General features: G+C 55.5%; 17 protein-coding genes. 1 reads left to right on the top strand and 16 read right to left on the bottom strand.

The window, feature by feature from the left end:
* Positions 1-25: 25 nt before the first annotated feature.
* The 7 genes from V6944_RS14030 to cmoM all read right to left on the bottom strand — a co-directional run bounded on the left by V6944_RS14030 (position 26) and on the right by cmoM (position 10,726).
* Positions 26-673 (bottom strand): MBL fold metallo-hydrolase, encoded by a 648-nt coding sequence (locus V6944_RS14030; protein ID WP_123651307.1) that lies wholly within the window; start codon positions 671-673, stop codon positions 26-28.
* Between the two features lie 65 nt (positions 674-738).
* Complete coding sequence (locus V6944_RS14025; RefSeq protein WP_185666553.1) at positions 739-1,290, bottom strand: YcbK family protein; 552 nt, start codon at positions 1,288-1,290, stop codon at positions 739-741.
* A gap of 184 nt (positions 1,291-1,474) precedes the next feature.
* A complete protein-coding gene (ldtD, locus tag V6944_RS14020) occupies positions 1,475-3,259 on the bottom strand; it encodes a L,D-transpeptidase (RefSeq protein WP_333499396.1) in 1,785 nt (594 codons plus the stop codon).
* Between the two features lie 224 nt (positions 3,260-3,483).
* A complete protein-coding gene (gene mukB, locus V6944_RS14015) occupies positions 3,484-7,932 on the bottom strand; it encodes a chromosome partition protein MukB (RefSeq protein ID WP_333499395.1) in 4,449 nt (1,482 codons plus the stop codon).
* Positions 7,932-8,636, bottom strand: a complete 705-nt coding sequence (mukE, locus tag V6944_RS14010) for a chromosome partition protein MukE (protein ID WP_333495781.1) — start codon at positions 8,634-8,636, stop codon at positions 7,932-7,934. Before mukE ends, mukB begins: the two co-directional genes overlap by 1 nt.
* Positions 8,617-9,939 carry a chromosome partition protein MukF gene (gene mukF, locus V6944_RS14005; RefSeq protein ID WP_035892424.1) on the bottom strand — a complete coding sequence of 441 codons (1,323 nt, stop codon included), beginning with the start codon at positions 9,937-9,939 and terminating at the stop codon, positions 8,617-8,619. Before mukF ends, mukE begins: the two co-directional genes overlap by 20 nt.
* A complete protein-coding gene (gene cmoM / locus V6944_RS14000) occupies positions 9,932-10,726 on the bottom strand; it encodes a tRNA uridine 5-oxyacetic acid(34) methyltransferase CmoM (protein WP_333499394.1) in 795 nt (264 codons plus the stop codon). The genes mukF and cmoM overlap by 8 nt, the downstream gene beginning before the upstream one ends.
* 124 nt (positions 10,727-10,850) lie before the next feature.
* Here cmoM and elyC point away from each other — a divergent pair, with 124 nt between their 5' ends.
* Positions 10,851-11,630 carry an envelope biogenesis factor ElyC gene (gene elyC / locus V6944_RS13995; protein ID WP_333499393.1) on the top strand — a complete coding sequence of 260 codons (780 nt, stop codon included), beginning with the start codon at positions 10,851-10,853 and terminating at the stop codon, positions 11,628-11,630.
* Here elyC and V6944_RS13990 read toward each other — a convergent pair.
* The 9 genes from V6944_RS13990 to rpsA form a co-directional block, all read right to left on the bottom strand.
* Entirely contained in the window at positions 11,607-12,500 is an 894-nt protein-coding gene (locus V6944_RS13990) for a YcbJ family phosphotransferase (RefSeq protein WP_333499392.1), read from the bottom strand. The two genes, elyC and V6944_RS13990, sit on opposite strands and share 24 nt — an antisense overlap.
* A gap of 140 nt (positions 12,501-12,640) precedes the next feature.
* Entirely contained in the window at positions 12,641-13,387 is a 747-nt protein-coding gene (gene kdsB / locus V6944_RS13985; RefSeq protein WP_333499391.1) for a 3-deoxy-manno-octulosonate cytidylyltransferase, read from the bottom strand.
* Positions 13,384-13,566: a protein YcaR gene (ycaR, locus tag V6944_RS13980; RefSeq protein ID WP_035892430.1), complete on the bottom strand. Its 183-nt coding sequence runs from the start codon at positions 13,564-13,566 to the stop codon at positions 13,384-13,386. Before ycaR ends, kdsB begins: the two co-directional genes overlap by 4 nt.
* A 51-nt stretch (positions 13,567-13,617) precedes the next feature.
* On the bottom strand, positions 13,618-14,850 hold the full coding sequence (locus tag V6944_RS13975; protein ID WP_333499390.1) for a winged helix-turn-helix domain-containing protein: 1,233 nt from the start codon (positions 14,848-14,850) through the stop codon (positions 13,618-13,620).
* 31 nt (positions 14,851-14,881) lie between these two features.
* Positions 14,882-15,862: a tetraacyldisaccharide 4'-kinase gene (gene lpxK, locus V6944_RS13970; RefSeq protein WP_333499389.1), complete on the bottom strand. Its 981-nt coding sequence runs from the start codon at positions 15,860-15,862 to the stop codon at positions 14,882-14,884.
* Entirely contained in the window at positions 15,859-17,607 is a 1,749-nt protein-coding gene (gene msbA, locus V6944_RS13965) for a lipid A ABC transporter ATP-binding protein/permease MsbA (protein WP_333499388.1), read from the bottom strand. Before msbA ends, lpxK begins: the two co-directional genes overlap by 4 nt.
* A gap of 36 nt (positions 17,608-17,643) precedes the next feature.
* Complete coding sequence (locus tag V6944_RS13960) at positions 17,644-19,905, bottom strand: ComEC family protein (RefSeq protein WP_333499387.1); 2,262 nt, start codon at positions 19,903-19,905, stop codon at positions 17,644-17,646.
* A 227-nt stretch (positions 19,906-20,132) separates the two neighbouring features.
* On the bottom strand, positions 20,133-20,417 hold the full coding sequence (gene ihfB, locus V6944_RS13955; RefSeq protein ID WP_015965094.1) for an integration host factor subunit beta: 285 nt from the start codon (positions 20,415-20,417) through the stop codon (positions 20,133-20,135).
* Positions 20,418-20,569: 152 nt separating this feature from the next.
* A complete protein-coding gene (rpsA, locus tag V6944_RS13950) occupies positions 20,570-22,243 on the bottom strand; it encodes a 30S ribosomal protein S1 (RefSeq protein WP_185666566.1) in 1,674 nt (557 codons plus the stop codon).
* Positions 22,244-22,336 lie beyond the last annotated feature (93 nt).

Raw genomic sequence — 22,336 nt, 5'->3', positions numbered from 1 at the left:
CGCATTCGCGGCCTTTTCTGTTTTCTTACCAGACGGGAAGTTCATCCTGCAGGAACGGGTTATGCTGACGCTCATAGCCAATCGTCGACATTGGCCCATGCCCGGCAATAAACTTCACGTCGTCACCCAGCGGCAGCAGCTTGCGCTTGATAGCGTCAATCAGCTGCGCGTGGTCACCGCGCGGGAAGTCACTGCGCCCTACGCCGCCTTTAAACAACACGTCGCCGGAAATCAGCAACCGCGCATCATTATCAAAGAAGACCACATGGCCCGGCGTATGCCCAGGACAGTGCAGCACCTGCAGCTTCACGTTGCCCACACTGACGGTATCGCCTTCATTTAGCCAGCGATCCGGCGTCAGCGGCTGGCAGTCATCCAGACCAAACATCCGGCTTTGGGCCGGCAGCCCCTGCAGCCAGAACTCGTCTTCTTTTTCCGGCCCAATCACCGGCACACCGTAGTGCTGTGCCAGTTCCGCCGCCGCACCCACATGATCAAGATGACCATGGGTCAGCAAAATTTGCTGCAACGTCACGCCAGCCTCGGCAACCTTCTGTTTGATGGTCTCTGCATCACCGCCTGGATCGACCAGCGCCGCCAGTTTAGTTTGCTCACACCAGATCAACGAACAGTTCTGCGCGAACGCAGTGACCGGAATAATACGATAATTCATGCTGCTCCTGTTTATACTCAGCACCGTTCAGATACATCAGCGCATCTGAACTGTCGGGCGTAGAGTTACCAGTGCCGAACCGGACCGGTATCAATATGCACAAAGTTGCTACGTGGGTAATATCCTACACCACCTGCGCGCATAGATAACGCTGCTTTGCGTATATTACTTAATGAAATACCTTCAATATGGAAATCCATTGCCTGACCTTTCGTGTGGTAGCTCTTTTTGGCTACCCCACTGCTGTGCGCTCGCAGCTCATTATTGGTATCAAGGGAACGATACCCGGAGATTAATTGCACAGGCTTATTTGTTCCTAATAATCCCTGAAGGCGATAAAGCTGATCAAACAAAGAAGGATCGATGCTCTTTATTTTATTCGCGCGATAGTCACGGAAAAAATGGTTTAGTTTTGCTAATTCATCCTGAATATAGCCTCGGCCGTCAAAAAACTCGGCTTTTAGCAACTCGCCCGTATGTAGATTACTCAACGTTAAAATACGCGGACGAGGGGTCGAGAGGGTCGCAAGTGCAGGCGTGGGTAAGATGGCGGCAGCGCCAAGCGCAACCCCACCTAACGCCAGCAGTTTGCGGCGATTAGCGTCAAATTTGTCCATGATAATCAGGTCTACAGTCAGTAAATGTGATCGAAATATATGCACTTCTGGCGCACGTATTGCACCTTACCGGGCATCAAAGCCAGCGTCAAGGCGGCCTGTAGCGCAGAACCACCAGCCCCAGGCGTTCGGGACTGGTATCTACGCTTTTTATTCGACCACTACATTACCTGAACTACTTCATTTATCTGATTAATTGTTCCGCTTTTGGCAAAATTTGTGCGCCGGATCGCGCCGTGACATCGTAATTGTAAATATCTGTTCGATATTGTGTCTGACCATCAGCGCCAACAAAGGCTGTCAGATAATAGAGATTAACCGGAATATTCTGCCGGATATTAACGTATCTCGTATTACCTTCCTTCAGCGCATCAGATATACGCGCGTCATTCCAGCCAGCATCCTGTAACAGCATATTTGCTAAATCAGAGGCTTTATTTACCCGCACGCATCCCGAACTTAATGCCCGCGCATCTTTCTGGAACAGATTATGGTTAGGCGTATCATGCAGATAAATCGCATCTGAGCTTGGCATATTAAACTTATAGCGACCCAATGAGTTATGGTCACCCGGCGCCTGCTGGAAGCGGAACGGTAAATTCGACGGCGTGATCGTTGACCAGTCCACGCGCCACGGATCGATGGTTTCTTTACTGTTCCAGCCGCGCAGCACGGTATAGTTGTGGCGCTCCAGATACCCAGGGTCATTACGCAGTTTTGGCAGGATATCATTACGCGCCAACGTCGGCGGTACGTTCCACGGCGGGTTGACTACCACGTTATTCAGCGCGCTGCTCATCATCGGCGTTTTACGATCCGGGCGACCCACGATAACGCGTGAGGCCAGCGCTTCGTTGCCGTTGAGGTAGTAGACCAGCGAATACGCCGGGATATTCACCATAATCCCGGTCGAGACTTTCCCCGGCAGCAGACGCAGACGTTGAATATTCAGCGCCAGCACGCCCGCACGTTCTGCAGAAGAGACGTTAAGCCAATCCCGCGTTGAAGCGCCGATCACCCCATCAGCCCCTAGGCCCTGCGCCGCCTGGAAACGCTTAACCGCATCCACCAACTGACGATCGTAGGCCGCAGGTCCGCTCTTCGCTGCTTTTTTCGTTTTGCCAACGTTATCCCCCGGTAGCGGGATCGCCGGGCTGGTATCCAGCACGCCGTTACGCTGCAGAATTTCACGCAGTGCAGGCACGTCGTTGCTCCACTGCCCCGGACGTAGCGCCGTCGTGGAGGTCAGCTTCGGCCACGGGCGGGTATCCCCCACCAGCGCAAGCAGCGCCTGATGCATCGCCGCATACTGCGGATGCTTCGGCGCCAACGCGGTAATAAACGGCACCAGCGAGCCGTTATCCAGCGCCATTTGCCATTTATTCATCACCGACAGCGGCGGCGTCGCCAGGGTGTAAGGTTTATCGCTGTACAGCCAACGGCTACCCTGAACCGGAATACCGCTAATGAAGTGCAGATAGCCCATCAGCGCATCAGAGAGCACGACGTCGCGAGCCATACCGCTGACGTTAGGATTCGTGAGCAGTTCAACCCATTGGGTAAACTGCGGCTGGAAACCGGCAATGGCCACTTCCGCAAGCTGCTGCTGGAAGTCGCGAACCGCTTCGCGGTTCTCCCACATGGGTTTCATCTCGCGGGCAGCGTAGAGCGTCACCAGCGGGTTCATATAGACGGGTTGATAGCCGGCAGGCAGTAACGACTGGATCTCAGCGCGGCTTTTTGCCGCCGCGCCTTCCGCCAGTGGCGTAGTGCCGACAAGGTTCGCCATCACGGGCGATTGCGCGCCCGGTTGGAGCAGCACCGGTGACGGCTCTGCAGGCAGTGCGCTACTGTCAGACGGCACCAGTTCTGGCTCGCCCGCAGCAGCGGTAAACAGTGGAGCAAACGTCATCGCCAGACATAAACTTACCGCTGACAACCGACGACCATTTTCTTTTTTCAGCAACATCCCTTGCCCCCTGTTAAATATACGAAGACCCGTAACGTGGGCTTACCTTCAGTATATAAAGACAAAAACTTTTTTGCCCGGTCAAATGTAAAGAAGTCTAAAGATAATAACGCGCGCTAGGCTAAATACGGATAACAAAAAAGGCGACATAAATGTCGCCTTAGGTGTCGTTTTCGGATTAAGTGCCATTTCCCGCGGCCGCTTTTGGACGACCGGGCGGCACTTTACGATGCGTCGGCGGTGCCTGGCAGCGTTTCCGGCAACTGGGCGGCAAAGCCGCGCAAGCCCACCACGTGAACGTGTTCGTGGTTGTTCACCACTTTACGTACCAGCTTGTAGGTGGTGCCCTTCTCTGGGCTGATGTTTTCCGGCGCGGCGATAATCAGCTGCATCTCCAGACGTTCACAGAGTTCGAACAGCGTGGCGATAGAACGGGCATCCAGACGCGCCGCTTCATCGAGGAACAGCAGACGGCACGGAGACAAGTCTTTACCGCGCAGACGACGCGCTTCATCTTCCCAGCTCTGTACCACCATCACCAGAATCGACATCCCGGTACCGATAGCTTCACCGGTCGACAGCGCACCGGATTCCGCACGCAGCCAGCCGTCGGAACCACGGTTAACCTCAACTTCCATCTCCAGATAGCTACGGTAGTCGAGCAGCTCTTCGCCGATGGTCTGCGGCGTCCGCTGACCCATGTCAATTTGCGGGTTCAGACGCTGATACAGCTTCGCCAGCGCTTCCGAGAAGGTCAGGCGATTGCTGTTGAACAGATCCTGATGCTGCTCGTGCTGTTCAGAGAGCACATCCAGCAGCATCGAGTGAGTCTCACGCACGTTAACGTTCAGACGCACGCTGTTGACCTGACCGAACGACACGCTCTGCAGGCCCTGGTTCAGTTGGCGAATACGGTTCTGCTCGCGCTGAATGGTCTTACGGATAATGTTCGCCACGCTTCGGGAACTGATCGCCAGCTTCTGTTCACGGTTGGTCAGCTCTTCCGTCAGACGGCTCAGTTCGATTTCCATCTGTTCGATGGCTTCGACCGGGTCATCGGTGCGGATGATATCCTGACGAATACGTTCGCGCAGGTGCTGATAAACGGCGACGAAGAACTGGATCTTACGTTCCGGACGTTTCGGGTCTTCCGACATGCGCAGCACATCGCGCAGGTGTTCGTTATCCGCGACGGCCAGACGCAGCGCACCCAGCGCCTTATCCGACATGGAGCGCAGATCGTCGGCGGAGAGATAGGCCAGCTCGCGGCGGTGCAAACGACGTTCAACGTTGTTGTCTTTCACCAGACGCATCACCGCACACCAGCCCGCTTTCGCACTCACCACCTGCTCGCGCATTTCGAGGTAATCACGTTCCAGCTTGCGCAGCTTACGGGTCAGGTTATCCATCTCTGCTTCGCAGAAGGTCAGCGCTTTTTCCAACTGATTGCGGCGCGCACGGTTGTTGCTCAGCTGCGCGTGCAGTTCGTCGCGACGAATACGCGCGCGCTCTTCGGCGCCCGCATCGGCGCGTACGCCAATATCTTTCAGCTCTTTATACAGATCGTTGAGCAGCTCTTTTTTGGTGTCATAGGAGCTTTTCAGCGACGCCAGCACCTGGCTGTACTGACTGACCTGCGCGGCGTGGGTACGCAGCGCTTCACGGGCGCGGCTACGCTCGCTTTCCGCCTGCGCCAGACGTTCGCGCAGTTTTTCGTTCAGATCGCTATTGCCGGAGAGCATCTCCGCCGAGTCAGAGTAGCCGAAGTGCGCACGACGCTGCACCACTTCCGTCAGGGCAAACGCCTGCTGACGCGCTTCGCGCTGCACCTGCTGTGACCAGGCATAATCTTCTTTCAGCTGTTCAAACTGTTCCGGGTCGTTCTGCAGAACAGCAACGATCGGCTCCAGTTTGGCCAGTTGGTTGCCATGCTGTTGAATAAAGCGCGCGGCTTCCTGAGCTTCATCCAGACGCTCCTGGATTTCTTCCACGCGGTCGGCCAGCGTCTCGTCAGCCAACAGGCTCAGACGTGGCAGCAGGCGGTTAAGCTGGGCCACGCCCTCTTTCGCCTGTTCGTACTGCGCCTGCTGCTGCTGATTGTCGCTTTCATGGCTGCTGAGCGCACGTTCCAGTTCATTGCGACGGGTGTTCAGTTTGCGAATTTCCGCTTCCGGATCGTCCTCAAACGCGACCGACAGGTGGCTGCCGATAAAGCGACTGAACGCCTGATGCAGACGCTGGGTTTTCTGTACGTCGAACGACAGAGTCGCAAAACGTTCGGACAGCCCTTCACGCTCGGCGTGCAGGCTCTCAATGCGGCTTTCGCGCGCAGCACGACCAAACAGCGGTAGCGATGGGAAGCGGGAATAACGCCACTGGCGATCGGAGGTTTTCACCACCACCGCTTTTTCCAGCTCATCGACGTTGAATACGCTGTCATCGAAAGACTGCGGATCCCCTTCAATCAGATAGAGATCTTCCGGGCAATCTTCCAGCCCTTCCAGATACTCGGCGATCTGCGACAGATCCGGCACCACGATGGCATGGCGAGACGGCCCGTACAGCGCGGAGAAGTACGGCGCATCATCGAGGCTGACATCATCATAGATTTCAGACAGCAGCACGCCGCCAAAACGTTCCGCCAGCGCATTCAGACGCGGGTCTTCAGAACCACCAGGCTGGCTAAGACGTTCAATTTCGTCATCCACCGCACGTTTGCGCGCGCCAACTTCATCGCGTTCTACGATGGCTTCGCGTTCACGTTCCAGCAGTTGTTGCAGGTATTCGGTCACATCCTGGCTGGACTCAAACTGCTCGCCGCTTTGCTCACACAGCTGGTTAAGGCTGTTTTGCGCTGCCAGCCAAACCGGCGCGCGGTGCATCAGCGCGGAGATACGCGATTGCAGCTGTTCCTGCTCCTGGCGCAGCGCCATGCGCTGTTCGCGGGCATCAGTTACGCAGTCGCTCAGCGCGGCAATACGCGCTTCCAGCTCGTGATGCAGCTTTTCGAGTTCGTCGATGCCGTACTGTTTGCCCTGACGTTTGCAGAAGTCAGCCAGCAGACGCTCGGCTTCCTGCTGCTCGCGCAGACGCTGTTCCAGTTCGTTCAGACGGCTGCGCAGCGGTTGCGCCTGTTCTGCCAGATGACGCTGGTTAACGCCGTCGCGCAGCAGTTCACGCGCCACTTGCCAGGCTTCGTTACGTGCCAGCGGCCCGTTAATAGCTTCAACAATCTGGAATGCCTGTTCAAACTGGCTGTGCGCGGTCTGTGAGACGCTCATTTTCTGTTCGAGCGTCAGCAGTTTTTCCGTCGCTTCCTGCTCTTTGGCCTGGAAGGTTTCCAGCCATTCATCCGCACTTTCCGGGGTTAAGTCCGGCAGATGACACAGGGCTTTTGCACGCTCCAGCGCCTGCAGCGCCTGAGTGTACTGAATAGCGCGCGTCTGCTGAACGTCCAGCGCCTGCTGATAGTCAGCGAGCTGGCTTTTCAGCTCATCCACTTCCAGCTCGGCGGCTTCGGCACGCGCTTCGTTCTCTTCCTGCTGCTCGGCGGCTTCGGCAACCACTTCGTTCTGTTCTTCCAGACGAATTTGCAGCTCATCTAAGTCCGCTTCGTAGCGTTCAATTTTTTCTTGCTGGCGCAGAGCGGTCTGCACCAGGTTCAGATGGTCGCTGGCGGCCTGATGATCGGCTTCCAGATCCCCTTCTGCCCCGTTGTGCTCCTGTAGCTCACGGGCCATATCGACGTGCTTATACTGCTCGGCCGCCAGCTGGGAGCGAGAGGTGAACAGTTCGCGGCGATATTCCAGCGCCTTATCGAGGTGTACGCGACGTTCGTTGGCGTGGCGCATGTAGTCCGCGGCCACGTAGTCAGTCGCTTCAGAAATCAGGTGCTTAAACAGGTCGCGGTCAGATTGGGTAACGCGAATCGCTTCCAGCGTCATACGGTTTTCTCGCAGCGCCGCTTCCATATCCTGGAAGGCTTTACGTACGCCGCTGTTTTCCGGCAACAGGTAGTCACGCAGCGAGCGGGTGATGGCGCTGGAGATACCGCCGTACAGCGACGCTTCAATCAGGCGGTAGAATTTACTACGGTCAGACGCAGAGCGCAGACGACGTGCGACGATGCCCAGATCGAACATCAGCGCATGGTAGTCGGTAATCGAGTTGAACTGCTTGAACTGCACGCCTTCGATAGTATCGAGCTTGTCTTTCAGCTCCTGCAGGCTCAGCACGCGCGCCTGACGTTCGTTCATCGTTTCGGTCAGCAGCTGCGTCGGCTGGATGGAGGTCGGCAGACCCTGAATCGCAAACGGCTTGATATCGACCTTACGGTCGCGCCCGGCAACCTGCTGCAGACGCACCCCCACGACAACGCGTTGGTGACGTGAGTTCACGACGTCCAGCACTGAGTAGCAGACGCCCGCCTTGAGCTTACCGTGCAGACCTTTATCGCGAGAGCCACTGGTGGCTCCGGCTTCCGTGGTGTTACGGAAGTGCAGCAGGGTTAAGTCTGGGATCAGCGCCGTGACGAAGGCTGCCATGGTGGTGGATTTACCGGCACCGTTACCGCCCGAGAGCGTGGTCACCAGTTCATCTAAGTCGAAGGTACGGGCAAAGAACCCGTTCCAGTTAATCAGCGTTAGCGAACGAAATTTACCGCGATCGATCATTACTCTTCCTCCCCGCTATCCTGCTGATTATCGTCGTTCTCGTCATTGAGCTGCAGATGGTTTTCGATAGCCATCGCTTCGCCATCGCGGATCATACGCAGCTGCGCTTCTCGCGCGTCATCGCCGGAGCGAACGTCAGCACCGAAGCGGAACACCGATTCGGTAATGCGGAATTTGCTGCTGTCATGCCCCATAAACCACACCATTCCGAGACGGCGCAGGCGGTTGAGCGAGGAACGCACCTTCTCCTGCAGCTTCTGGCGGTCGAGGTCAGAACCCGTGGAGCGGTTGTTGACCAGCTTCAGCAGTTTGGCTTCGTCGGCCAATGCCAGCAGTTCGTCATACAGCTCCTGCTGGGTGAAGATGCCTTCGTTCGCCAGACGTTCCGGGCTGAGATAGAGGTAGCAAAGAATTTTGCCGACCATCATGTCCAGTTCGGATAAGACCGAGCGAGGAATCAGCGTGGTGGAGCGCGGACGCAGGTAGAAGAACCCTTCCGGCGCGCGAATAAGCTCCACGTTATAGCGAGCATAAAACTCTTCCAGATACTCCTGGAAATCCATCAAAAAGGCGTGGTTGTCCAGTTCATCCAGACCGATGTGACGACCACCGCGCAACGCGCTATCCAGCGCAGGAAAAAGGGGGTTGGCCAGGGCCTGTGCCAGTTTAACCGGCATCACTTGTTCAATATTTGTCGATGACATGCGCCTGTACCTTGGCTCCGTAATCATTAATCGACTGCCATTTAGCCGGCAGTCCGGTGAAATCTGCTTGCGCCACGCCCAAACGTACCGCCTGGTCTACCACGATCCTCGCCACGTCGAAGTGACGCGCGCGCGGGTACTGCACCAGGTACTCTTTCACCACCAGACCGAGGTCCAGCGGCAGCTGTTTGGTTCGATAGATAGCCAACTGTTCTTCAATTAGCGCGGCGAGCTGTTCGCGAATTTCGTTAAATTCTTCGTACTCTAAATCCGGCGGAAGTTCCCCGGTGACTTCTTCATCGCGCAACGTCATCTCTTCATCACGCATGTCCAGCAGACGGTCAGCGCTGGCGTAGGTGAGCGCCCACGGCGCGTCGAAGTAAGACTGCACCGACTGGCGCAGACGCTGGGCAAAGACGCGGTTTTTATCCATATCGATAGCGGTACGAATAAATTTATGCACGTGGCGGTCATAGCCAATCCACAGATCAATCGCCTGTTGGCCCCAGCTCACGATGCGGTCAAGTTTGCTTTGTAGATCGAATACCAGCCGGTCGACAAAGTGCAGATCGTTATGGCTCAGCGTGGCATCCTGAATGCGCAGCAGATTAGCCTGCAGCTTGTCGCCCGCCGCATCCAGCGTATCCTGCAGTTCGCGCAGGGTGCCGGACGTTTCAGAGAGCAGCAGTTCACAGCTGGAGATCGCCGCACGCCAGTCTTTATTCAACAGCTGCGCGATGTCGTCTTTCACCGATTGCTGTTGCTCATCCATGATGCGCTGCGTCAGATCGATACTGTCGAAAATTTCCGCCACCGAGTATTTCAGCGGCGCATAAACGTTACGGTGCCAATGGAACTCATCGCCGCCCTCGTCGGCGGAATCCGCCGCGCGCTTCAGTTCGCTGGCGACAATCGACAACTGCATGGAGAGGCGCAAAGTGGAGAATTCACGCTGGCGTATATAGTAGTCGGTGATGCCGATCCCCAGCGGGGTCAGACGATAGATGGCGTTCCCTTCCGTGATTTCGCTGGTAAAGCGGTTCAGCAGACGTTGGCGAACCAGGTCGTTAATCGCGTTATTGGCGCGAGTGCCGATGGTTTCACTGGTTTGCTCAAACGCATCACTGACGTGACGAAACGCATCCACCAGCTCGCCTTCCGTCATTTCACCTTCCAGTCGTTCACCGTTCAGCGTTGCAATAGCCAGCAAAAACGAGAGCCTATCGACGGGTAGCGAAATGGCGAAATCGTTTTTCCTGGCCCAGGCAACCAGCTCGGGGACTGTCTGGGAAAATTCACTCATCGTTTATCCTTGTTTCTGTCTGCGGCTTAAGCGCGGTGACATGAATATAGCGCCCCAGGCTAATATAAGGTTCCTGGCGGCAATAGCGCGTTTCAAGCTCCAGCAACATGTCAAAGCTGTTCTTTTGCATCTGCTTATCGCGCAGATAGTCATGAAACACCCGCACACCGGTTTTCCCGTTAATTTGCCAGCCAATCGCTTCCAGCCAGCCATAGACCTGCTGCGGGTCGCGCGGGTAGTTCGGCGACAGCGTACGTCTTTTCTTTTTTGGCATGCCCAGCGCCACGTAATCGAAGTTGCCGACCACCATGTTACGCATCAACAGGCCGTTTGCATTGTAGAACATTAATGATAATGCGCCGCCCGGACGAAGCACCGACCACAGCGTTTTAAGCACGTCCTGCGGTTCAGCCACCCACTCCAGCACAGCGTGAAACAATATCAGATCAACCGGGCTTTCCAAATGCTCCGCCACGTCCTGGACCGCGCATTGTACGAAATGCATGTTGTGGCTCACACCTTTCTCGCTGGCGGCCTGAGTTGCTCGGTCGATCATTTCAGCAGAAAGATCGCAGAGCGTCACATGGTGCCCGCGCTCCGCCATTTTGATGGCCGTCTGGCCTTCGCCGCCGCCAGCATCCAGGATACGCAGCGGCTGCGGCCCCATTTTCGCCAGCAGGGCGTCAAGATCTTGCCACAGAATAGCCTGGCGCAGCTGTCCCTTCGTGGTGCCGTATATATTGCGGGAAAACTTATCCGCAATGTCATCGAAATTGCGATCCTTCACAGGACATCCTCACATCGCCAGTGACAAAGGGGCTATTTTGTCACACCCACGGCGATAATGAAGCTATCTGGTGTAATATCGCTGCATTCATATGGTCAGATGGTTAAAAAAGGAACGGTACCGAATGCTTTTTATGCTGAAAAAGTATATCGGCGGCATGATGCTGCCGCTGCCACTGCTTCTGTTATTGATAGGTTTGGGAATAATCCTGGTCTGGTTCACCCGCTTTCAAAAAATGGGCAAATCCGCCATTACCCTGGGATGGATAGTCCTGCTGCTGCTTAGCTTACAGCCCGTAGCGGATAGGCTGCTTAAACCGATTGAGGATACGTATCCTACCTGGCACGGCGAGCAGCCGGTGCAGTACGTGGTTGTACTCGGCGGTGGGTACACCTGGAACCCGGAGTGGGCACCAAGTTCGAACCTGATCAACAACAGCCTGCCGCGACTGGCGGAGGGCATGCGCCTGTGGCAGGCCAATCCGGGTTCGAAAATGATCTTTACCGGCGCACGAGCAATAACCAATACGGTGAGTACCGCAGAGGCGGGGGCTCGAGTGGCTGAGAGTCTGGGCGTGCCGCGCAGCGAGATTATCGTGCTGGATACGCCAAAAGATACCGAAGAAGAGGCTAGCGCCGTCAAGGCCGCAATAGGCGATGCGCCGTTCCTGCTGGTCACCTCCGCCTCGCATCTGCCGCGCGCCATGATCTTCTTCCAGCACGCGGGGTTGCACCCACTCCCAGCGCCTGCCAACCAGTTAGCCATTACGTCACCGCTTAACCCGTGGGAGCGTATCATCCCTTCCCCGGTCTGGCTGATGCACAGCGACCGGGTCGGCTATGAGACATTGGGGCGTATCTGGCAGTGGTTGAAAGGAGACTCAGGCGAGCCAGGGGCGCAGTGACGTTGCAGCAAGGTCAAAGCTGGCGCGGTTGAATTTGCCGGTATTAACCAGCTTGTCAACTTCATCCCATAATAGATAGAGCCAGCGCCGCCAGAGAAATGCTTCCGCCACCGGCGCGCGCTGGAGATAGTGCCATAATAGCTGTTCCGCCTGTCCGCTGTCGTGCAGACGGAACAGTTCATACTCCCGCGGGGCCCAGAGAATCGCCCCCGGTCCCACCATCGCCAGCAGTTGGTCGCTGCGTGAATCTTTCAGCATGCTGCGCAGAGTCAGATGTCCGTGCACCAGCACGCAGTTATCGCTAAAACCTTCAAATAGTGCGTCCAGACACTCACGAGTGCGGAACAACAGCCGCTTATCCTGCATGGTCAGGCCGGTATTCTGGTAGAGATTGAGCGTTCCCCACAGCACTTCAATGCGCTGGCGATACCAGTGCGGCCAGCTATTTTCCTGCGTGCCGTCGACAAAGCCCACGCAGCCCGAACTGTCTACCCGATGCCACGCCAGCAGCGCTTCAACAATTTGATCTTTCAGCGCATCCCAGCGCTGCGGGTTACGGGTTGGCGCCTCCACCGGCACGCCGCGCAGGCGCTCAAGCAGCAATACGTCCGGCCCCGGGTGCTCTTCATGGGTCATCACCCCATACACCACCGGCATTCGTACGGTACCGCTGCGTGCCAGCATGGAGATTTTCCACGCCAATTGACGCGCCACGCCCGGCGATGAAAAGCTCCGTGCCACCAGCGGCATAGGATTTCCTTCGGCATCATAAAGCGACCATAGCGCGGTATCCGTCTGCTCGTTGATACGTTCCACGCGACTGAGCGATTCGCCCAGCAGGTGACTGAGTTCTGCACGTAGCTGTTCCATGTCGATTACCCCTATAAAAGCCATTGCTTTCATAATGAGCATATGAAAAGTGAATTTCACCAGACAAGATCAAAATTGCAACAGAAAGTCAGGAAATACTCAGGCGAGAATAGCCCCCCCGCGATGGAGGGGCGAGAGGATTACTTCAGTTCAGCGCGAACGCGCTCCAGGTCTTCTGGCGTATCAACGCCCGTTCCCGGTACTTCTTTCGCCACAGCAACGTGAATTTTTTCGCCGTACCACAGCACGCGCAGTTGTTCGAGCATTTCGATGTGCTCCAGCGGGCTCGGTGCCCAGTTCACGTAACGGCGAATAAACCCGGCACGGTAGCCGTAGATACCAATATGGCGCAGCAGCGTGTCGCCAATTTCCTCACGGCTTTTGGCAAAACGATCGCGATCCCATGGAATGGTGGCGCGGGAGAAGTAAAGCGCATAGCCGTCCTTGTCCATCACCACTTTCACCGCATTCGGGTTGAAAGCTTCTTCGGCGTCATGAATCGGTACCGCCAGCGTTGCCATACCGGAGTGACTGGCCGCCAGATTATCCGCCACCTGACGGATAATCACCGCTGGGATCATCGGCTCGTCGCCCTGGACGTTAACGATAACGGTGTCATCGCTGAAGCCGCATTTCTCGACCACTTCCGCCAGACGTTCGGTTCCGGACTGATGATCGGCACGGGTCATGCATACTTCACCGCCCGCCGCTTCCACAGCTTTTGCCACTTCGGCATGATCGGTCGCTACGATGATGCGATCCGCCCCGGATTCACGTGCGCGTTCCAGCACGTGCACAATCATCGGCTTACCGTTGATGTCCTGTAACGGTTTACCTGGCAGGCGCGTAGAGGCAAAGCGAGCCGGAATAATCACGACAAAACTCATGGGCGGTTCTCTTCAGCAGCTAAGACGCGGGCTTCGTTTTCCAGCAATACGGGGATACCGTCACGCAGGGGAAACGCCAGATTATCAAGTTTGCAAATCAGTTCTTGCTTGTCCTGGCTGTAATAGAGTTTACCGTTGCAAACCGGGCAGGCAATAATTTCAAGTAGACGGTGATCCATGGTTCCTCCTGATGGGCCGTATCGAAAACCAGTGCAGCATATCATAGAGCGCTACCGGCCTGCGTCAATCTCCCATCCGTGTCGTTGTTCACTAAAGAGTTTTTCAGCGACCGTTCCGAGCATCACCCGTGTCGCCCCCTGCCAGCGAGCAAAATCGTTAATCGCCATCATGAGTCCCTTTTCAAGCTGCTGGCTAACGCGTACACCCGCTTCCAGATACAGTGCAAAAATCTCCAGCACGCCTTCAGCACGATGCATTTTGCTGTCCATACGCCCGACAAGCTCCCCACGATGCAACAACGGCAGCACGAAGTAGCCGTACTGGCGTTTTGGCGCTGGCGTGTAGCACTCCAGACGATAGGTGAAGTTGAAAAACTGCTCTGCACGTTTGCGATCCCACACCACGGGATCAAACGGTGAAAGCACCGCACTGTGCGTAGCATTAAGCTTGCCTTCCGCCGCACGCACCAGCTCCGGTTGCAGGCTGTGATGGACCCACATCTCGCCAAGCTGGTCGACGTTGACCGGAACCACCAACTGCCGTTCCTGCCACCCGGCCAGCAGTGTGGCTAAGTCTGGTCGACGCAGGCGATAGTAGTCAGCCAGCCACTCGGGGCGAAAAATGCCCAGGCTGCGGGCGCTGTTTTCCAGCATCACGGCTTCAGCCTGCGGTTGCGGCAGCGCCTGTTTCTTATCATCCCAATGCGGCATAACCCGTTCAGTCAGGTCGTAAACACGCTGGAAGTTCCGCCGCGCAATAACCATCACCTCTCCAGCGGTAAACAACCCTTCGAGATGGCGCTTGTGCGGCTTCCATTCCCACCACCCGCTCTCCCCTTTACGCGGATGGGTAAAATCGGCCGAGCGAACCGGGCCGTTTTCGGCAATATGGGATTTCAGGGCCGCGATATCCTCGGCATGTTCGTCCATCCAGCTTTGATGGTACTTCCAGCCCATATTATGTGGTGACAGCATGCGGTGACGAACCAGCGTGAAGTCACTGCGCGGCAGAAAACAAGCTTCGTGCGCCCAGTACTCCATCAGTTCGCCACGAGAGAGCGCATCATCAAGCCAGGTTAATGGGTAGGCGCCAAGGCGGCTGAACAGCACCAGGTAGGGGCTGCGCGCCACCACGTTGATGGTGTCTATCTGTAACAGGGACATTTGCCGGATGGCAGGAAGGATATCGCCCGCTTTGGGCTGACGGCGTGGGCGGGTAAGCAACCCCAGTGCCGCAAGGTGAAGATGGCGTGCGGCACGAAGAGTAAGAGGCAATTCAGACATGCGGGCTCCCCAGATGATAGCCCGCCGCCGTTTAGCGTCGAGCGAGGGTGATCAGTTCCTGAAGCAGCGTCTGCGCGCGGTCGCCGGAAAGTACGGCATCGACCGGCAGATACCACCAGTTTTCCTGCGCAAAGTGACGGCATTTGACCGCGTCTTTCTCCGTCATGATAAGCGTTTGCCCCGGCTCAACCAGCGCCTGAACATCCGCTTCGGTCAACGCCTGATGATCCGCTAATGCAACCGTACGAACCGGGTTCACGCCACAGGCATTCAGCGTGGTAAAAAAGCGCGGGGGATGACCAATACCGGCCATCGCCACCACATTTTGCAGGTTCGAGACAGACTGGCGTTCGCCGGTCAGCAGATTAATGGCATCGCCGGGCTGCAGCGTCATCGGAATTTCACCCGACTGCGCGTTGCCGCCGTTTACGATACGGGCATCCACCGTTTCCAGTCTTGACGCCCGCTCACGCATCGGCCCCGCAGGAAGCCACCAACCGTTACCAAAGCGGCGCACGCCGTCGATAACCACAATCTCTTTATCCCGCGCGAGGCGGTAGTGTTGTAGGCCATCATCAGTGACGATAAGCTGGAGGTCATGAGCCGCCAGTAACGCTTTCACCGCATCGACTCTCGCCGGAGAGACCGCCACGGGCGCGCCGGTGCGCTGGAAAATCAGCACGGGTTCATCGCCCGCCTGCGCCGTGGTGGTTTCAGCGGCTAATAGCAGCGGATAATGCTCCGCTTTACCGCCGTAACCGCGTGACACCACGCCAACGCGAATCCCCTGACGCTGGAGCTGCTCCACCAGCCAGATAACCACCGGCGTTTTGCCGTTGCCGCCCGCCGTGAGGTTTCCCACCACAACCACCGGACACGGCGCACGCCAGGATTTCTTAATGCCTAGCTGGTAGCACAGGCGAATGATGCCGCTCACCAGGCCATATAGCCAGGAGAGCGGTAGCAGCAAACGCCAAAGCGGCGATTCGCCAGACCAGATTTTCGCTATCATTCGCCAAACTGCATTTTATGCAGCTGTGCGTAGACACCGCGATGCGCCAACAGATCAGCATGGCTACCGCGTTCCACAATACGACCATCTTCAACCACGATAATTTCGTCAGCTTGTTCAATGGTCGACAGACGGTGAGCAATCACCAGCGACGTACGGTTTTTCTGCAGTTCGTCGAGGGCGGCCTGAATCGCACGTTCGGATTCAGTATCCAGCGCCGAGGTTGCTTCATCAAGGATCAGGATTGGGCTGTTGCGCAGCAGCGCGCGCGCAATGGCGATACGCTGACGCTGACCGCCGGAAAGCAGTACGCCGTTTTCACCGATGATCGTATCCAGACCGTCATCCATTTTATTGATAAAGTCCATTGCGTAGGCCATGCGGGCGGCTTCTTCAATCTGCTCACGGCTGAACTCGTCGGTTCGAGCGTAGGCAATATTGTTCGCGACCGTATCATTGAACAGGTGCACGTTCTGCGATACCAGCGCAACCTGATTACGTAGCGAAGTCAGCTTGTACTCGCGCAGGTCGTGACCATCGAGCAGGATTTCACCTTCATCAATGTCGTAGAAACGGGTCAACAGACTGGCGATGGTCGATTTACCTGAACCTGAACGCCCTACCAGAGCGACCGTTTTCCCTTCTGGAATAGCCAGGTTGATATTTTTCAGCGCCGGAGTTTCACGACCCGGGTAGGTGAAAGTCACATTGCGGAATTCAACGTTGCCTTTCGCACGTTCAACGTCCAGCTTGCCTTCGTCTTTTTCCTGCTCGCTATCAAGGATAGAGAACAGCGTCTGACAGGCCGCCATACCACGCTGGAACTGCGCGTTGACGTTGGTTAACGATTTCAACGGACGCATCAGAGCAATCATGGAAGAGAAGACCACGGTAATGGTACCGGCCGTCAGGGTTTCCATCACGCTTGGGAAGCTCGCCGCATACAGCACGAATGCCAGCGCCAGCGATGCAATCAACTGAATAATCGGGTCAGAGATAGAGGACGCAGAGACCAGCTTCATGCCCTGCAAACGCATCTTGTTGCTGACCTTATCAAAGCGGTTGGTTTCCACTTGCTGGCCGCCAAACATCAGCACTTCTTTATGCCCTTTCAGCATCTGCTCAGCGCTGGTGGTCACCTGGCCCATGGTGTTCTGCATGTTCTTACTGATGCTACGGAAACGTTTAGAGACAACGCGAATAGCTATCGACACAATCGGTGCCAGAACAATGAGGATCAGCGACAACTGCCAGCTGTAGTAGAACATCATGATGAACAGACCAATGATCGATGCCCCTTCACGCACTACGGTAATCAGTGCGTTTGATGAAGAGGAGGCAACCTGCTCAGAATCATAGGTAATACGCGACAACAGCGTACCGGTAGACTGTTTATCAAAGAAAGAGACCGGCATTCCCATCATATGGCCGAATAACCTGCGACGCATGGTCATCACAACCTTGCCGGAAACCCAGGAGATACAGTAACTAGAAACGTAGCTTGTGATACCACGCAGGACCATCAAACCAATAACGACCAGCGGCATCCACAGCAGCACTGAGCGATCCGTTTTACCAAAACCATCATCCAGTAACGGTTTAAGAAGCGATAGCATGAAGGTATCGCTGGCTGCGTTAAGGATTAACGCAACGCCCGCCACGATCAGTCCTGCTTTGTACGGCGCTATAGTCGGCCAGAGTCGGCGGAAGGTCTGCCACGTGGAGAGATCTTTGTCGTTCTGCATTCAAAAAACCAGCTTGTGTTGAAATAGCCGCATATTCTACCCGTTATCGCGAGTCTCGCCAAACCACTGATGATACCAACGAGGTAAAAGTTGATCTCGTAAGCCTTCAATACGCCAGCCATTCGCGCTGAATGTCACAGTTATCTGCCCCTGATGCGGAGTATCAAACCAGTCGTAGTGGTGCTGGAGGTAGCGCGTCCTCACCTTTGCAGAGGGCAGTCGCCACGCGTTATAGCGGGATGCGGAAGCCAGAGCGGCAGCGCCGCCCACCCGTTGTATCAGTGCCATACCCGAAGAGGTCGAGCTACCATGATGTGGAACCTGAATAATTGTAGACGCAAAAGGCTGCCAGAAACGGCTAATCATGGCCATTTCTGCCGATAATTCAATATCTCCCGTTAGCAGAATGCTGTTTTTGCCATCATCCACCCTGACCACACACGAACCATTGTTACCTTTGGCTGGCTGCCCAGGCAGCGGCCAAAGCGCCTGAAAGGTGAGTCCCTGCCACTGCCAGCGCTCGCCACGAGCGCAGGGCTGATGCCCTTTCCAACCCAACGGGCTTTTAATCCACACCTGCGGCCAGGCTTTTTGCAGCGACAACAATCCGCCTCGATGATCCAGATGATCGTGGCTGAGAATAATGCCCTGCGGCGTGAGTTGATGCCAGCGTAGCCAGGGAATAATCAACTGTTCACCGCTATTACCCTCCGGCCATGCCAGGCCAGTATCATAGAGTAGCGCTTTATCCCCCCTGGAGATAACCATCGCCAGCCCCTGTCCTACGTCCAGCATGGTGACCTGCCAACGGTCTGGCGGCGTTTTTCGCCAGATGGGAAAAGAGAGCAGCACGCACAATGAGAGCCCCAGCGCGGGATACCGCAGCCAGCCATTTAATCGCCACAACGCCAATGCCAACCACGGCAACAGGGATACGCCTAACCATGCGCTTCCGATATTCCACCACCCTGCAGGCAGCAAGCGCAGGTAGCCAAACACCGCCGACATGACCCCATTGCTAGCGTGCCAGGCTGCCATTTCCACCGCTATTGGCCCGCATAGGTGCATCAGCATCGCGAAAAGAATCAATGGCACTGCGACAAACGTTACCACCGGAACCGCAATCAGGTTTGCAAAAAGCGACGTCGTGCTGACGCCATGAAATAGCAGGATCTGCAACGGAGCTAACAGCAACATAAGCCCCAGTTGCAGATGGATAAGACCCACCAGCGGACGCAGTATGCGCGGATAGCCTTCCGTTGGCAGCGGAGCCCACTGGTACCAGAAGATGAGGGTGGCGACGGCAAATGCTGACAGCCATAGACTATCTGACAGTATCGCAAGAGGAGCGATAAATACGATTGCCGCCAGACAGCAAAGCCACACCTCCCATCCCGTCCAGCGCCTACCGCTGAGACGTAATGCACACCAGAGCAGTGCCGCAACCACGGTTCGTAGCGCCGGAGGCTGCATTCCGGTCAGCCACGCATAGGCAAACCCGCTAACCAGTGAGGCCAGCAGCGGCAAGCGCCAGCTGATAAGCCAACCGGGCAGGAAAAACTGGATACCGCGAATAAGCAGCCAGCCGAGCGATGCTCCTAGCGCGATATGCAGCCCGGAAATCGCCATAAGGTGTGACGTTCCGGTCTCCTGCATGAGTGTTTTAATCTCTGGCGATACCGACAGCCGCTCGCCCATACCCAACGCCAGCATCACATCCCGCCAGCGAAAACCATCCAACGTCGTTTGCAGAGAAGCAAGATACCGGGCGCGCAGGCTACAGCGGCTATCCAGAACCTGTGCCGTCACCATGCGGCCAGTCAATGGGCGGTGTTGCGACAAAGCATAGCGCTGGGCGTCAAACCCACCGTCGTTGAGCTGCCCATGCACTGCCCTGGCGCGAATCGTCATGCGCCAGCGCTGCCCCGCGCATGGCGGCTGCGGCAAATAGCTGCCATACAGCGTGATAAGGGGGCTGGCAATCAGGCGTCGACCATCCAGATGCGTTATCGTCCCCTGATGCGTTGTTTGCCCATCGCTCTGGGTCAGGACCATCTCAACCTGGCGGTTTTTGCCGGGGATAGCTTCAGCAGGCCATTGCACCTGCCACGCCGACAGTACACCCCAGCAAAATATCAGGCCAGTAATGCTTATTGCTCTCCCTAACGGCACGCAAAAGCCCAGCGCTATCAGCGCCGGAATGGCGATATAGACGGTGTTAAGAGAGGGTAAATCTGGCAGTACGGTCAGCGGAAAAATGCCAGCTAGCGTGCAGCAGGCAAGTCCAGGTAAACGCATCGACACCTCCTTGTTTTCGGGAGTGTCGTGCATGCAGGTCTCACTGTCGCATGGCAATTATCCCAACTGCGAGGCGGGTTCAGAGGAATGTTCAGAACATGCAGAAGTGACAATAAAAATGCGGGAGGGATTCCAGATATCCGTTCGAAGCCGAACCGTAGACATGAAAAAAGCACCCGCAGGTGCTTTTTTCTCAACCAAGTTTACCGCCAGACGGCGGAAGAAACTCAATCGTAAATATTGGCGCGATCGCGCAGTTCTTTACCCGGCTTAAAGTGCGGCACGTACTTGCCTTCCAGTTCCACTTTGTCGCCAGTCTTCGGGTTACGCCCGGTACGTGGTGCTCTGTAGTGCAGAGAGAAGCTGCCGAAACCGCGGATTTCAATGCGCTCACCCTGTGCCAGGGTAGAAGCCATATGCTCCAGCATCTCTTTCACCGCATCTTCCACTGCCTTAGCAGGGATATGGGATTGCTGGCTGGCAAGTCTTTCAATCAATTCTGACTTGGTCATGATTCCTCCGGTTTCCTTTCAAGGAAAATTAGCTAACAGCTTATTAAACAAGGGCGGCCGTAGCCGCCCTTTGTGCTAGATTACAGGCCTAAACCTGCAATCTGTCAAGTAAACTCATCACATTTCAGGTTGTTAAACCCGAATGCGTAAGATTACTCGCCTTTAGCTGCTTTGAATGCTTCAGCCATTGCGTTGGAGAAATTGCCTTCTTCCTGTTTGTTGTTAACAGTAGCGATTGCATCTTTCTCGTCAGCTTCGTCTTTAGCACGTACGGACAGGCTAATTGCGCGGTTTTTACGATCAACACCGGTGAATTTAGCTTCAACGTCGTCGCCAACGCTCAGAACCAGAGTTGCATCTTCAACGCGGTCACGGGATGCTTCAGAAGCACGCAGGTAACCTTCAACGCCGTCGGCCAGTTCTACGGTTGCGCCTTTAGCGTCAACTGCAGTGACTTTACCGTTAACGATAGCGCCTTTCTTGTTCAGAGCAACCCAGTTGTTGAACGGATCTTCTGCGAGCTGTTTAACGCCCAGGGAGATACGTTCACGTTCTGCGTCAACCTGCAGAACAACTGCAGCGATTTCGTCGCCTTTTTTGTATTCACGTACTGCTTCTTCGCCTGCAACGTTCCAGGAGATGTCAGACAGGTGAACCAGGCCGTCGATGCCGCCGTCCAGGCCGATGAAGATACCGAAGTCAGTGATAGACTTGATTTTACCTTCAACACGGTCGCCCTTGTTGTGGGTTTCCGCGAACTGCTGCCATGGGTTGTTTTTGCACTGCTTCAGACCCAGGGAGATACGACGACGTTCTTCGTCGATATCCAGAACCATAACTTCCACTACATCACCAACGTTAACAACTTTGGATGGGTGGATGTTTTTGTTGGTCCAATCCATTTCGGAAACGTGAACCAGGCCTTCAACGCCTTCTTCGATTTCAACGAAGCAGCCGTAGTCGGTCAGGTTGGTCACGCGACCAGTCAGTTTGGTACCTTCTGGATAACGCTTAGCGATAGCTACCCATGGATCTTCGCCCAGCTGTTTCAGGCCCAGAGAAACACGAGTACGTTCGCGGTCGAACTTCAGCACTTTAACAGTGATTTCGTCGCCAACGTTTACGATTTCGCTTGGGTGCTTAACGCGTTTCCAAGCCATATCGGTGATGTGCAGCAGGCCGTCAACGCCGCCCAGATCAACGAATGCACCGTAGTCAGTGAGGTTCTTAACGATACCTTTAACTTCCATGCCTTCCTGCAGGTTTTCCAGCAGCTGATCGCGCTCTGCGCTGTTTTCGGATTCGATAACGGCACGACGAGAAACAACAACGTTGTTACGCTTCTGGTCCAGCTTGATTACTTTGAACTCAAGCTCTTTGCCTTCCAGGTGCAGAGTATCACGCACTGGACGAACGTCTACCAGAGAACCTGGCAGGAACGCACGAATACCGTTCAGCTCAACAGTGAAGCCACCTTTAACTTTGCCGTTGATAACACCAACTACAGTTTCAGCTTCTTCGTAAGCTTTTTCCAGCGTGATCCAAGCTTCGTGACGTTTAGCTTTCTCACGGGACAGCAGGGTTTCACCGAAGCCGTCTTCTACTGCATCCAGAGCAACGTCAACTTCGTCACCAACCTGGATTTCCAGCTCGCCCTGGGCGTTTTTGAACTGCTCTGCCGGAATGGCAGACTCAGATTTCAGACCGGCGTCAACCAGTACGATATCTTTGTCGATAGCAACAACAACACCACGAACGATGGAACCCGGGCGGGTTTCGATTTCTTTTAAGGATTCTTCAAACAGTTGAGCAAAAGATTCAGTCATGTTTAATCTTCAGGTTAATATTAACGTCCACCTGACACCATGTCGGATGGGGTTGTTTCACATACCCGCTGTCAATCCATTGCAACGGGGGTA

This window comes from Kluyvera sp. CHPC 1.2972 (assembly GCF_036759925.1).
In the GTDB taxonomy this organism is placed as follows: domain Bacteria; phylum Pseudomonadota; class Gammaproteobacteria; order Enterobacterales; family Enterobacteriaceae; genus Kluyvera.
Note: the sequence above shows the minus strand (reverse complement) of the source record. Positions and strands in the feature narration are given on the sequence as shown.